This is a genomic window from Candidatus Chlorobium masyuteum (genome assembly GCF_011601315.1).
Lineage (GTDB): Bacteria > Bacteroidota > Chlorobiia > Chlorobiales > Chlorobiaceae > Chlorobium > Chlorobium masyuteum.
In genome coordinates, this window is the sequence record NZ_JAAORA010000001.1 from 408846 (window position 1) to 421442 (window position 12597).

The 12597-nt window shown below is 49.3% G+C and carries 12 protein-coding genes; 6 read left to right on the forward strand and 6 right to left on the reverse strand.

What is annotated here, in order from left to right:
• Positions 1-42 precede the first annotated feature (42 nt).
• The 5 genes from G9409_RS01790 to G9409_RS01810 form a co-directional block, all read right to left on the reverse strand.
• Positions 43-798: a four helix bundle suffix domain-containing protein gene (locus G9409_RS01790; protein ID WP_166807162.1), complete on the reverse strand. Its 756-nt coding sequence runs from the start codon at positions 796-798 to the stop codon at positions 43-45.
• A gap of 242 nt (positions 799-1040) precedes the next feature.
• On the reverse strand, positions 1041-1469 hold the full coding sequence (locus G9409_RS01795) for an FKBP-type peptidyl-prolyl cis-trans isomerase (protein ID WP_166807163.1): 429 nt from the start codon (positions 1467-1469) through the stop codon (positions 1041-1043).
• A 319-nt stretch (positions 1470-1788) separates the two neighbouring features.
• Positions 1789-2865, reverse strand: coding sequence for a mechanosensitive ion channel family protein (locus G9409_RS01800; protein ID WP_166807164.1), 1077 nt, complete (start codon positions 2863-2865; stop codon positions 1789-1791).
• A gap of 54 nt (positions 2866-2919) precedes the next feature.
• A complete protein-coding gene (locus G9409_RS01805) occupies positions 2920-4116 on the reverse strand; it encodes a protoporphyrinogen/coproporphyrinogen oxidase (protein ID WP_166807165.1) in 1197 nt (398 codons plus the stop codon).
• A 207-nt stretch (positions 4117-4323) separates the two neighbouring features.
• Entirely contained in the window at positions 4324-4851 is a 528-nt protein-coding gene (locus G9409_RS01810) for a gamma carbonic anhydrase family protein (protein WP_166807166.1), read from the reverse strand.
• 351 nt (positions 4852-5202) lie between these two features.
• Between G9409_RS01810 and G9409_RS01815 the strand changes: the two genes are divergently transcribed.
• The 6 genes from G9409_RS01815 (at position 5203) to G9409_RS01840 (ending at position 12177) form a co-directional block, all read left to right on the forward strand.
• Positions 5203-6981 carry a tetratricopeptide repeat protein gene (locus G9409_RS01815; protein ID WP_166807167.1) on the forward strand — a complete coding sequence of 593 codons (1779 nt, stop codon included), beginning with the start codon at positions 5203-5205 and terminating at the stop codon, positions 6979-6981.
• A gap of 137 nt (positions 6982-7118) precedes the next feature.
• Positions 7119-7370, forward strand: coding sequence for a bacteriochlorophyll c-binding family protein (locus tag G9409_RS01820; protein ID WP_006366276.1), 252 nt, complete (start codon positions 7119-7121; stop codon positions 7368-7370).
• 149 nt (positions 7371-7519) lie between these two features.
• The gene (gene lptB, locus G9409_RS01825; protein WP_166807168.1) at positions 7520-8254 is read left to right on the forward strand and encodes an LPS export ABC transporter ATP-binding protein; all 735 of its coding nucleotides are present in this window, start codon (positions 7520-7522) and stop codon (positions 8252-8254) included.
• Positions 8255-8578: 324 nt separating this feature from the next.
• Complete coding sequence (locus G9409_RS01830; protein WP_166807169.1) at positions 8579-10081, forward strand: B12-binding domain-containing radical SAM protein; 1503 nt, start codon at positions 8579-8581, stop codon at positions 10079-10081.
• A 187-nt stretch (positions 10082-10268) separates the two neighbouring features.
• Positions 10269-10541, forward strand: coding sequence for an RNA recognition motif domain-containing protein (locus G9409_RS01835; RefSeq protein WP_006366279.1), 273 nt, complete (start codon positions 10269-10271; stop codon positions 10539-10541).
• 190 nt (positions 10542-10731) lie between these two features.
• On the forward strand, positions 10732-12177 hold the full coding sequence (locus tag G9409_RS01840) for an HD domain-containing protein (protein ID WP_166807170.1): 1446 nt from the start codon (positions 10732-10734) through the stop codon (positions 12175-12177).
• Between the two features lie 73 nt (positions 12178-12250).
• Here the strand turns inward: G9409_RS01840 and G9409_RS01845 are convergent, their stop codons facing one another.
• Positions 12251-12442, reverse strand: coding sequence for a hypothetical protein (locus tag G9409_RS01845; protein ID WP_166807171.1), 192 nt, complete (start codon positions 12440-12442; stop codon positions 12251-12253).
• Between the last annotated feature and the right edge of the window lie 155 nt (positions 12443-12597).

The window sequence follows — 12597 nt, forward strand, 5'->3', positions numbered from 1 at the left end:
GATCGGTCGGATCCGTCCAATCTGACCGATCCGACTGATCAATCAAATCTTTACAACCCCTTTGCACTCGGGAAAACCGGTGCAGCCCCAAAATTGTTTGCCCTCGTTTATTCCTGCCTTGGCCTTTCGCAACACCATGGGCTTAAGACATTGCGGACACGAGGGTATGGAATCGCCGGATTCCGGCTGCCGTGGAAGTTCCTCCCGCTTGCGAGCCCGCTCGACCAGACGGGCTGCAGCAAGTTGCTCACTGTAGCCTCCTTCTTCAACAAAGGCCGCCTCCAGCGCGGCAATCTGCCGGTCGAGCAGGTAATTCGCCTGATGGATAAGGCAGATAATCGCATTGGCCCGAACTTCAGGAGCGTCATGCTCCAGCCACGACGCATACAGCGCCCACCGTTCCTGATCGCCGAGCTCAGTCAGACCAGAGTGATCAGGACGGCTTTGCCTGAACCGTTTCGGCAGATCGCGAACGGCATTCGCTTCCTGGCTCGAAGGCGACCATTGCTTCAGATGCCGGTGACGCAGATAGTCCTCAAAATCAAGCAAAAGCTCCTCAAGGCTGGCCCGAGCAACATTGATCAGCCGGAGTTCTGTCTGTGAGGAGGTTGCCGCAGCACGGCTTCCTTCAGCAATGTTCTGTCGTCCTGAACGTGCCGCCTGGATCATCTGGTCCAGCGTCCGCGATCTCGAATCAATGAACTTCTCACAAAACCAGTAGGTAGCATCGTAGATCAGGGTAGCCGTCTGAAAACCGGCGGTCTTACGATAACCGCCGCTCGGTCGCAGCTTTTTCATAGGGATTATGCTGAGAAAATGAGAATTTCTTTAGGGCAACTCTATGAATTTGTTCCGCGATTTGATCACAATCAAAGTGATCTGTCCGATCTGTCTGATCCAGGAAAAGTCGACAGCAAAACCGGTACATTTATACAAGAAATATACGTCATATTCTCAAACAATCAAAACCTGCTGCGTCTTTCCAACAACACAGAACATCAAGATCTGTCAGATCTGTCCGATCCGACCGATCTGATAAATCAGACAATCTCAACCAGTTCGATTTCGAAGGTGAGGGTCTGACCGGCAAGTGGGTGGTTGGCATCAAGTGTAACCGAGGTGTCGCTGAGATCGACCACCATTACGATAGCCTGCTGGCCGTCGGTAAGCCCGACCTGTAGCTGCTGACCGATTTCAAGCTCCATATCGGCAGGAAAGCGTTCGCGGTCAACGTCGGTAACCAGCTCCTTGCTGTGTACTCCGTAGGCATCCTCGGGAGCGATAACCGAGACCCTGATCTCTCCGGGAGCCATATCCATCACGGCGATGTCGAAACCGCGTATAACCTGTCCTCCACCAATGGTAAACTCAAGCGGCTCGCGATCAGCCGATGTGTCGAACATGGTGCCGTCATCCAGCGTTCCGGTATAGTGTACTTTTACAATATCTCCCTCTTTGGCTTTAGCCATGCGTCCTCCTTTTTAAACTGATCGAAACATTTACCTTATGCAACCCGGACCTCTGCCGGCAGGCTATCACCTTTCCCGCTGAGGAGAAAGGGATGGCCCGGCGCAGGCAACGATCAGAATAGTCTGCGAAGCTAAGGGAAAAAAACAAAAAATCCACATTTTTTTATAGCACCACTACTGGCACCGCTATAAATTGTAATGTGCGATTTGAGTGCGAGGCGGACGGAGCGCAGAAACAGAAATGTACACGTTGTACTTGAGGATTTCGAGCACCGCCAAACGAAGCAATCGAATCGCGGAATAGATTTATTGCGGATGCCTATGCTTCACCCGGCGGCATATTCCGCTCCATCTCCATCCTCAGTTTCGGCAAACCTTCAGGGAAGTTGGCCCTTAGAAACTCGATAAGCGCTTCGCGCACAAAGCAGCGCAGCTCCCAGAGATCCGAAGAGTTGGCCGCACTGACAAGCGCCCGCATCTGAACCGATCGCTCCGTAGTATTGGTCACATGCAGCTTGACAACCCGCCTGTCCCAGAGCGGCGTCAAAGCAACAATGCGCTCAAGCTCTGTTCGTATTGTGTCAGGCGGGATGAGGTAGTCCATGGAAAAGAGAACCGTACCGAGCAACTCAGGAGAAGTGCGGGTCCAGTTCTGAAAGGGACGGTCGATAAACCAGGTGATGGGGACAATCAGGCGGCGCTGATCCCAGAGCTGCACAACCACATAGGTAAGGGTTATCTCATCAATGCGACCCCACTCATTTTCAACGACCACAACATCACCGATGCTGATTGGCTGGGTTATGGCAATCTGGATCCCCGCCACGAGGGTCGCAAGACTCTTCTGGGCGGCAAAACCGAGGATGACACCGGCAATACCTGCCGAAGCAAGAATGCTCAGCCCTACCTGACGAACCGTATCAAAGGTCATCAGCACCGACGAAACACCGAGAAGAACAATCAGCACATTGAGAATCTTGCGCGCAAGGCTGACATGGGTGGAGATTTTCCTGGCCGCCTCATTTTCCCGGACTCTGGAGGAATAGTGCAGCAAAACAATGTGTTCAAAGACCCTGAAGAGGCGCATCATGAACCATGCGACGGCAATAACGGCGACGATGAGCAAAGCGTGGCGCAGAATTTCATGCAGCTCCGCGGGGAGTGCAATGGAGTGCAGCAGTGCGGAGAGAGCAATGAGGGTGACGAGCATCCTGAACGGCCATGCCATCAGCTCATAGGGAACCGTGATCCCCTTGAGTGAGAGGCGGACAGCGGCAATGACTTTCCTGAAAAGCGTGTTCGCTGCCAGATAAAAAAGAGTGGCAAGCAGTAAAATAACTGCAGGAATGAGGTATGGGCTCTGTAACAAACTCAAAAATTCCGCTACACTCTCCATAGGCACAAAACTATTGGCTGATTCCGGGCCTGGCAGCCCGGATATGCTGTTTGCTTAACCCTTAAGCCGTGCAAATTCACTCTTCGAGCGGCTCACACAATCCTCAATAGCCATACCGCCGAAATAGTTGCCGGTCAAAAGCAGATTCTTTTTGGCGGAAAGCATGCTCTCCATCCTGTCGAGCCACTGGTGGTGGCCGAGACGGAGCGTCGGTACGGTGTTGATTTTTGCCTCCGTGTGCTCGATTTTCGACATGCTGACACCGAGCACCTCGGTAATACGCGCTCTTTTGGTCTTGTCGTCAAGGCCAGGCTTGAAATGAAAGGTAAAACCACGAAAATTCTCATCAGCCACCGTATCACGTGACACGACCGAATAGAAGATATCATTCGGAGAGATAAGCGCAGCGACCGGTTTGAGTGAGATATTTGCCTTTTGTACGATAACACCGACAGAATCAACCTCAGCAGCTTTGAGCTGACCGAGATGGCTTGCTATATCAGGGTTAATATCCCGCAACAGTGATGCAGAGACTGCGGAAGGAGTAGCAAGAACAACTGTTTTGGCAGAATATGCACCACCATCATCGCCGCCCCTGATAATATAGCGGCCATCAACATACTCGATCGAACTCACCTCGCGGCTTGTAAAGATGTTCAGGCCGTTGGTTGCAGCAATCACCTTTGCTACGCTCTGGAGTCCATGAGTAAAGGTATAGTTTTTAAGCACATCCTTGCGTTTCTCCCTGCTTTTGAACATCATGTCAGCAGGGAAATCGTCGGTTGGCTGGGAGGGAACCGCATTAAAAAAGTGGCTGATCACCTCATTATAGTTCTTCTCCCCTACAATTTTTGAATAGTAGGACCTGACACTCTGGCCGGTTTTCTTCAGCTTGAAGAGATTTGGAGCCGCAAAAAGCAGTTCCGGAATATTGATCTGGGAGACAATCGATTTGACTTTGCCGTCAATATAGAGGGAGAAAGGAACCTTTTCGCGCGGAATGATCGTATTCATGATTCCGCTCTCTTCAACAATATCAAGCAGATTCTGGTAAGAGCTGTAACAGGTGTGGGCTCCAAGTTCCAGCCAGAATTTCTTCCCGTTTGCATGGTACTGGTGGGAAGCGAAAGAACCTCCGGTAGTGTCGTTTTTTTCGAGCAGCGTCGTTTTCAGACCGGCCTTCACGCAATAGTAGGCAAGGCTCAGACCACTGATTCCGCCGCCGACAACAACGACATCGTTTTGCATCATAAATGCCAAAGTATTTCAGGGTAAAGGGGTTAACAAAACAGGAGCGGCCGGATAAAAAAGAATCCCCGCCTCTCGCCACTAACTATACAACATTTTCGGTAGCAATTTAGCGAAAACAGTGAAGATCACCGCTGAAAAAATTGAGCATTGACCATGTCCCGGCAGCAGAGGAGGCAAAAAACAGATCCTGACCGGATTCTGTTACCCTCACGCCTGCTGTTCATCATCACGATAGTTCTGCGAATAACGCACATAGTTCTCCGGCGACTCCTCGATATTTCGCCGCTCCGCTTCTGTTATCGGCCTCATAACCTTTGCCGGAACACCGGCAACCAGCATTCCGGATGGCACCGTAAAGCCCTGCCGGACAAGCGAACCTGCGGCAACAATAGACCAGGGCTCAACAACACAGTCATCAAGCAGAACCGCACCCATACCGATCAGCACATAATCCCTGACCGTACAGGCATGCAGTACCGCACCGTGACCTATCGTCACACAGTTTCCTATGTTCAGCGGACCGGTATCATGGGTCACATGAAGGGTTGCATTATCCTGCACACTGGTTTTCTCGCCGATACGGATCGGGCAGACATCGCCCCGCACTACAGCATTGAACCAGATACTTGAAAGCGCACCGATCTCAACATCACCGATAACAAATGAGCCTTCGGTCATAAAAACCGTCTCATGTAACATCGGCCATACACCCTTGTAAGGCATTACTTTTCCCATCTACACAAAAAGAATTGACTTAAAAAAACTTCACCACTATAAAAAACAGATGCCAGAGAAATAACCCTGAAAAAAAAATTGCAGCCGAAACTATCAACCGATTTTCAGCCCCTTATTTTCTGCTAAAACCGGGCATAACCTTTGCTTATAAATATATAAAAGCAGAGCCATTACCTGCAATGCGCAGGGAAAACCCAACGAAAAACCAGGATAGTACGCCGAAAAACAAACGAATTTAATAAAGATCTTTTAACATTAATGTCACACGTTGACTCTTGGTAATATTAAAAAGTTTGATGAATATTAAATTATTGCAATCAGTTTAACTCCATTTGAACCGCAGTGCGCGCCATGATGAAAAAAAACGGTAACTCATGCATATCGTGCGCCCATTGTTCTGCTCCTGCAGAAAGATACCGGTTGCACGTCTATCTCCGGCAACTCTGCCTTACTGCGCTCTGCGCTCTTGTTGTTTCACCGGCATCACCATATGATGCAAAGGCGAAATCAAGACATGGAAAACACGTCAGCTCAAGGCACCATCTCCGCACAAGATCAAGATATCAATCAGAGCCGCAAAATGCTGTTGACGTGTTCCGGCAAGCATCAAAAAGCGTCGTAGCTATCTACAATTATGGTGACAACGGCAACCTGCAAAGTCTGGGTAGCGGTATTGTGCTGCCATCAGGGGATGTGGCGACCAATTATCATGTAATAGAAAAAGCCGGCAGGATAACGGTGATCTATCAGGGAAAAGAGTATCCGGCAAAACCGAGATATATTGACCGCTTCAGGGATCTATGCTCACTTGACACGCCCGGCCTTCAAGCTTTACACGTCAGATTGGGCAATACCAAAACGCTCAGCGTTGGAGCAAAAGTCTATGCCATAGGCTCTCCAAAGGGACTGGAACTCACCTTTTCTGACGGACTTGTCTCCCGCTTGCGTGAAGTTGAAAAAGGGTATTATATCCAGACAACTGCTCCTATTTCACTTGGATCGAGCGGAGGCGGGCTGTTTGATGAAAATGGTCGTCTGATCGGTTTACCCACCTATTTTCTCAATCAGGGTCAGCAGCTGAATTTCGCACTGCCTGTCGAGTGGATTATTGATCTGCCCAACCGCCATGCGGCTCAAACCAAAACAAATGAACTTGCAACCGAATGGGTGAATAAAGTAAATGCCGAAGTGGAGCAGCAGGATTGGATCTCTCTGCTTAATATCTGCCAGCGCTGGTCAACTGCACAGCCACAAAACTGCTCATCCTGGAGATACCTGGGGTATGCCTATATCCAGAATGGAGACTTGTCAAAGGCGATTCCTGCCTATCAGGAAGCTGTACGGATCAATCCCGCCAATGCTCATTATTGGTCTGATCTGGGAGCGGCCTATGGACGTGCTGGTCAGCAAACCAAAAAAATCGAAGCCTATCTGCAGGCAGTCTCTCTTGATCCTGATCTGGAAAACAGCTGGATCAATCTTGGTATAGCATATAACGATACCGGAAACAGTGAAAAGTCCCTGAATGCTTATCAACAGGCGCTTCGAATATCTCCGGATAATGCCGGGTCATGGACTCAACTGGGTATTATCTATGGCCGGATTGGGAGGCAGGATAAACAGATTGAGTCATTCCAGAAAGCTGTACGGATCAATCCTGATTATAGCAATGCGTGGCTCAATCTGGGATCAGCCTATCAAAAAACAGGTCAGTTCGCCAAGGCAATTGAGGCGTTCAAGCAAGCTGTGCGCATCAATCCTGAAAACTCTGACGGCTGGCTCAAACTGGGTTTTTCCTATCGGGATATGAGTCAGTTCACAAAGGCTCTTGAGTCCTATCAGCAGGCTGTACGCATCAATCCCCAAAATTCAAATGCATGGGTCTGCCTTGGCGTTGCCCATGGAACGGCATTCAACGAAACCGAAGAGCTGTCAGCCTATCAGGAGGCTCTGCGCATCAATCCGGAAAATAATATCGCCCTGTTCAACCTCGGCCATGATTATCTTGAGCATGGCCATCAAAGTAAAAGCATGGAGGTCTATTCGCGCCTCAAGGTAGCAGAGCCGGAGCTTGCCCGAATTTTCTTCACTGATTTCAATCATCTTTTTTACCCGAACATCCCGCATTAAGAGGGGCCGGGTTGAACACAAAAAGTTATGGTTGAAAAAGTTGCGCCTTGTTATCGGGTAGAAAATAATTTTTTAATCATCCGTCTATTTCTTAAATTCCTACTAATAGTAGTGGCTAACATCAAAAAAAAGCGGACATGAGCAACATATCAGGAGCATTTACAAACGCAGCTGAAACTTATGGACGGTTTCTGGAGGTCTTTATTGATGGTCACTGGTGGGTTGTAGGTGATGCCCTCGAAAATGTAGGTAAAACCACCAAAAGACTTGGAGCCAATGCTTATCCGCATCTTTATGGCGGTTCAGCTTCATCAGGGTTGAGAGGATCATCACCGGTAAAAGCCGGTTATGCAAAACCCTGCAAGGAAATCGCAAAACGGTTTGATTAAGATTTTGCGGAGACCTGCACAATATTGAAAAGACGGAGCTTAGGCTCCGTTTTTTATTTCCCCCTCTTTCTCCCGCTCGTTTCATATAAATTGTACATTAGAGCGACAGGCGTGCGTAAGCAATCGGATATCACTATTTCTGTACGGGCATGAAAGCAACACTCAGCTGCAGCAGGTTAAAAAAGATCTACAACAAACGGGAAGTTGTCAAAAGCTCATCCATTGAGGTGAAGCAGGGGCAGATTGTGGGCCTGCTCGGGCCGAATGGAGCCGGTAAAACAACAACGTTCTATATGATTGTCGGGCTTGTCCGGCCGGACAGCGGAGATGTTTTTCTTGATTCGCTGAACATTACCCGCATACCGATGTACAAGCGGGCCCGTCTCGGTATCGGTTATCTCCCCCAGGAAGCCTCCGTATTCCGCAACCTTACCGTTGAAGAGAATATCCTGAGCGTACTCGAATTCACCTCCCTTTCAAAACCGGAACGGCAGGAAAAAACCGACCTGATGCTTGAGGATCTGAACATCACGGCGATACGCAAAAACATGGGCTACACCCTGTCCGGTGGCGAACGCCGTCGAACAGAGATTGCAAGGGCACTGGCTCTTGACCCGAAATTCATTCTGCTTGATGAACCGTTTGCCGGAGTGGACCCTATTGCCGTAGAGGATATCCAGCAGATTGTTGAAGGGCTTGTCCGGCGCGACATCGGCGTCCTCATCACCGATCATAATGTGCATGAAACCCTCTCCATAACCAGCCATGCCTACCTGCTCTTTGACGGAAGCATCTTTATGCAGGGAACTCCTGAAGAGATCGCCGACAACCCGGAGGTCAGAAAAATGTACCTTGGCGAAAAATTCAGCCTCGACCGATACTGAGCCATCCCACTGTAAGCGCTACGTAAAAGGAGCATGCACAAACCTTTCATGCTCTACCTGCCATCAATACAACCAGCACAGAAACAGTATATCCGCCTGCATGGCTACTGAACAGTACGGTCAGCACCTTCATATATATGCACATGGTGACTGATAACGTGTTCCGAAGCACGTGAGAAGCAGGCCGAAATCAATTTCTCCGCACCTCATGAAACTTTAATAGATAAAGCTGGTGTTCTTATATTGCATTGCAGTCTTAACCATAGCTACTCTCCCTGATTTGATCGAAAACATCTAAACCGATTAACCGGAGGCAAGTGCACGATGAATATTCTTTTGATCTATCCCGAATTCCCTGATACCTTCTGGAGTTTCAAACATGCCCTGAAATTTGTCAATAAAAAAGCATCGCTTCCTCCCCTCGGTCTCCTGACGGTAGCCGCAATGCTGCCTGAAAGCTGGAAGAAAAAACTGGTTGACCTCAATACCGCTCTTCTCCGGGCTGACGATATTGCCTGGGCCGACATGGCATTTATCAGCGCAATGGCTGTCCAGCAGGAATCAGCCCGAAAGGTCATCGAGCTCTGCAACACCGCCGGATTAACCATCGTTGCCGGAGGCCCTCTCTTTACTTCCGAACATGAAGATTTTCCGTCGGTTGACCATTTTGTGCTGAACGAAGCCGAGCTGACCCTTCAACCCTTTCTTGATGACCTTCTGAACGGTACTCCGAAAAGGCTCTACTCGACTGATCTCTATGCGGACATCACCCGGACCCCAACCCCCCGTTGGAAACTGCTCGACATGAATAAATATGCATCGATGGCTTTGCAATTTTCCAGGGGGTGCCCCTACAAATGCGACTTCTGCAATGTCACAGCGCTTCTCGGCCATAAAATCCGCACAAAAACCAGCGACCAGATCATTACGGAACTTGACGATCTTCGCCGGCTCGGATGGCAGGACAGTGTCTTTTTTGTCGATGACAACTTCATTGCCCACAAAACATACCTGAAAAAAGAGCTGCTTCCACGGTTGATAGCGTGGCAGAAAGGCTACAGCAGAACCATCCGGTTTTACACGGAGTGTTCGATCAACCTGGCTGATGATCAGGAGCTGATGTCGCTCATGGTTGAGGCAGGATTCGGGATGGTCTTTATCGGCATTGAAACCCCCGATGATGCCGCACTGCACGCCTGCGGCAAGCAGCACAACACATCAAGGGACATGCTCTCCAACATCAGAAAGATTCAGCAGTCCGGCATGGAGGTACAGGGTGGTTTTATTGTCGGTTTTGACAGTGACACCCCCTCTATTTTCCAGAAACAGATCGAATTCATCCAGAAGAGCGGCATCGTTACGGCCATGGTCGGCATCCTCCAGGCTCTCCCCGGAACCAGACTCTACGACCGCATGCAGAAGGAGGGACGACTGCTGCATAACTCAAGCGGCGATAATGCCGACAGCAATACCAACTTTGTGCCGGTAATGGACCTTGACCTGCTTCGAAAAGGGTATACCGACATGATGAACCAGCTCTATGCTCCAAAATATTACTACCGGCGGATCCGGACACTTCTGAGCGAATACCGGGCACCCCGGTTAAAAAGAAGGGTCCGCTTTGACGACATGCTGGCCTTTGCCCGCTCAACCGTGCTGCTTGGTGTTGTCGGTCGGGAACGGTTCCAGTACTGGAAGATGCTGATCTGGACATTTTTCAATCGCCAGCACTCCCTGCCGCTGGCAGTAACGCTGGCCATTTACGGCCACCATTTTCGAAAGGTGTGCCAGCTGCATCTGAAAGAGGTGCGAAGAAGCGCTGGATAAAAGTTCATGAACGGCATGTATAGAGTGCATCTATATAATATTTTTAATTTCCCTTGCTTCTTGGAAAAATAAAGCGTACTCTATGAAGCATGGCCAACGGTTGGCCTGAAAACTTTCAAGTGATTTGTGCTTTTGGTTATTTGACAGTGTCTCTTTTTGATCAAAGCACGAACTCCTATATGAAATTATGAATATTTACATTGGCAATCTTGATTACAGCGTAACTGAAGCTGATCTTCGTGAGACTTTCGGCGAATTCGGCGAAGTTTCAAGCGCAAGTGTCATCAACGACAAATTCACCGGCCGTTCAAAGGGTTTTGGCTTTGTTGAGATGGCAAATGATGCAGAAGCTGCTTCTGCAATCGCTGACCTCAACGACAGTGACCTGAACGGCAGAACCATCAAGGTTAACGAGGCAAAGCCCCGTGAAGAGCGTCCAGCTTCCCGCTCAAGGTATTAAGCCTTACCACTACGGATACTAAAAGCTGCTGTTGCGAAACAGCAGCTTTTTTTTTGCCTCTCACCTTCTCTGCCATTCTTTTTCCCGTAAACTGAACCGAAAACTATCCCGTTAATCGCTCAGTTTGAGGACCACACTTAGTTGCGTATCTTGACTGATAACTCTTTACGCCTCCAACAGAAGAAACTTCATGACAGCTGAACACCTGCTTTTCCAGTCTGATGGCGGCTTTATCCGCATTCCGATCTGGGGCCATATTCCGCTCAGCGGACCGCTGAAAAAGATTCTCTCCCACCCTTCATTCCTGCGGCTTAAGGGAATCCGCCAGCTCTCCTTCTCGCAGCAGGTCTATCCCGGAGCTACGCATACACGGTTTGAGCACTCCATCGGGGTCTATCATCTCATGAAGCTTATTCTGCAGCGGATGCTGACAAGCAAGCTCGCGCTCAGCCTTCAGGATGGTGAGTTCATATTCGATGATCACAACTGCCGGGTACTGCTCTCGGCAAGCCTGCTGCATGATATCGGCCACTTTCCGCATGCCCATATCATAGAAGAGCAGATTCCTGTGTGCGGAGGTGAGCCGGTATTTTCGCACCACGAGGATCTTTGCAGCCATTTCATTTACGAGAAGCATCCGGGAATTCCCCCAATAGCTGAAATCCTGCAAGAGGAGTGGCAGGTCAATCCCGAGGAGGTGATAACGCTTATCAAGGGCGGAAGCGGCACACGATTCGGGAAACTGATCAGCGGAACGCTTGATCCGGACAAGATGGACTACCTGATGCGCGATGCACACCACTGCAACATTCCTTACGGAAGCATCGATATTGAACGATTGATCGAGTCGTTTGTGCCTGACCCGCAGCGTGAGCGGTTTGCCATAACCGAAAAAGGAATTGCGCCGCTTGAAAGCCTGCTGTTCGCAAAATACATGATGATGCGCAATGTCTATTGGCACCATACAAGCAGAGCACTATCGGCAATGCTGCGCAGGCTTTTGCAGGATATTGCCGGGGAAGGAATGCTCTCAGGCAGTGCCCTGCGAGAGCTTTTCTATGGCAATGCTGACGACCGGGTGCTGCATGAACTAAAACAGTTGATGCCCGATAAAACGCACCCGATCAGCGCGTTGCTGGATGATATTCTCATGCGCAGGGTATACAAGAGGGCAATCACCGTTCAACCTTACATAAATAACTCTTCAAAGGAGGATGAGCGATGGTTTATCTATAACAGCGACAACAAAATGCGTCGAGAAAAGGAGCTGGAGATCTGCAATTTTTTAAACAAACGCCTCCATCTCGGCCTGCATGGCCACGAGGTGCTGATCGATCCCCCATCGAAAAAGGATATTTTCGACTATGCCGACCTGAAAGAGCTGAGAGTACTGCCGACCCGATCGGAACACATCCACTACTCCCTGCAACTTGATTCGGAGTATGTTCGATTTGACGACCTGAATGAATCAGTGTTCCAATCGGACTTTATTCTCTCTTTTGAGCGGTATACCAAAAAATTCAGGCTCCTCTGCCGCCCTGATCTGAGGGATCATATTGCGGCATTCCGTGAAGAGATTATGTGTCTGATGGCCAACGATCTTGACCTGTTTCGTTCAGGCAGCCTCTCTCACTAAAAAAATAAATCCACAGTAACGGTTTTTCGCGTTGCGACTTCCCAGCATGAAAACCGGTCAACGTAACAGCGGATCAGGTAAACTGCTTCCAGTTGATTGCGGTATGCAACACAACGGCAATGACGAGCAGAGCACTCAGCCACAACTGCGCAGACTGGAACATTCCGGTGACAACCGTCAGGACAAAGAGAAGAGCGGTAATTGCCGAAAGGATAAATGCCCCGATTGCAAAAGGGCTTGCAGAAAATCTGGTGTTAGTATTCATCGTATCGAATATAAGTGTTAACGGTTTGCACGTAGGGTGCCGATCTTTTCGATCTACAGTGAATAAGGTACACCCGCGAATCTTAAGAGAGTATGAAGAGCCCCTTAAACGTTGCTTAAAAATGCAGCACTGCTCTTGATGTGTTCTCCCGAAAG

Coding starts and splice junctions, on each gene's coding strand:
- G9409_RS01790 (WP_166807162.1), bottom strand. CDS start 798: ATGAAAAAGCTGCGACCGAGCGGCGGTTATCGTAAGACCGCCGGTTTT.
- G9409_RS01795 (WP_166807163.1), bottom strand. CDS start 1,469: ATGGCTAAAGCCAAAGAGGGAGATATTGTAAAAGTACACTATACCGGA.
- G9409_RS01800 (WP_166807164.1), bottom strand. CDS start 2,865: ATGGAGAGTGTAGCGGAATTTTTGAGTTTGTTACAGAGCCCATACCTC.
- G9409_RS01805 (WP_166807165.1), bottom strand. CDS start 4,116: ATGATGCAAAACGATGTCGTTGTTGTCGGCGGCGGAATCAGTGGTCTG.
- G9409_RS01810 (WP_166807166.1), bottom strand. CDS start 4,851: ATGGGAAAAGTAATGCCTTACAAGGGTGTATGGCCGATGTTACATGAG.
- G9409_RS01815 (WP_166807167.1), top strand. CDS start 5,203: ATGATGAAAAAAAACGGTAACTCATGCATATCGTGCGCCCATTGTTCT.
- G9409_RS01820 (WP_006366276.1), top strand. CDS start 7,119: ATGAGCAACATATCAGGAGCATTTACAAACGCAGCTGAAACTTATGGA.
- lptB (WP_166807168.1), top strand. CDS start 7,520: ATGAAAGCAACACTCAGCTGCAGCAGGTTAAAAAAGATCTACAACAAA.
- G9409_RS01830 (WP_166807169.1), top strand. CDS start 8,579: ATGAATATTCTTTTGATCTATCCCGAATTCCCTGATACCTTCTGGAGT.
- G9409_RS01835 (WP_006366279.1), top strand. CDS start 10,269: ATGAATATTTACATTGGCAATCTTGATTACAGCGTAACTGAAGCTGAT.
- G9409_RS01840 (WP_166807170.1), top strand. CDS start 10,732: ATGACAGCTGAACACCTGCTTTTCCAGTCTGATGGCGGCTTTATCCGC.
- G9409_RS01845 (WP_166807171.1), bottom strand. CDS start 12,442: ATGAATACTAACACCAGATTTTCTGCAAGCCCTTTTGCAATCGGGGCA.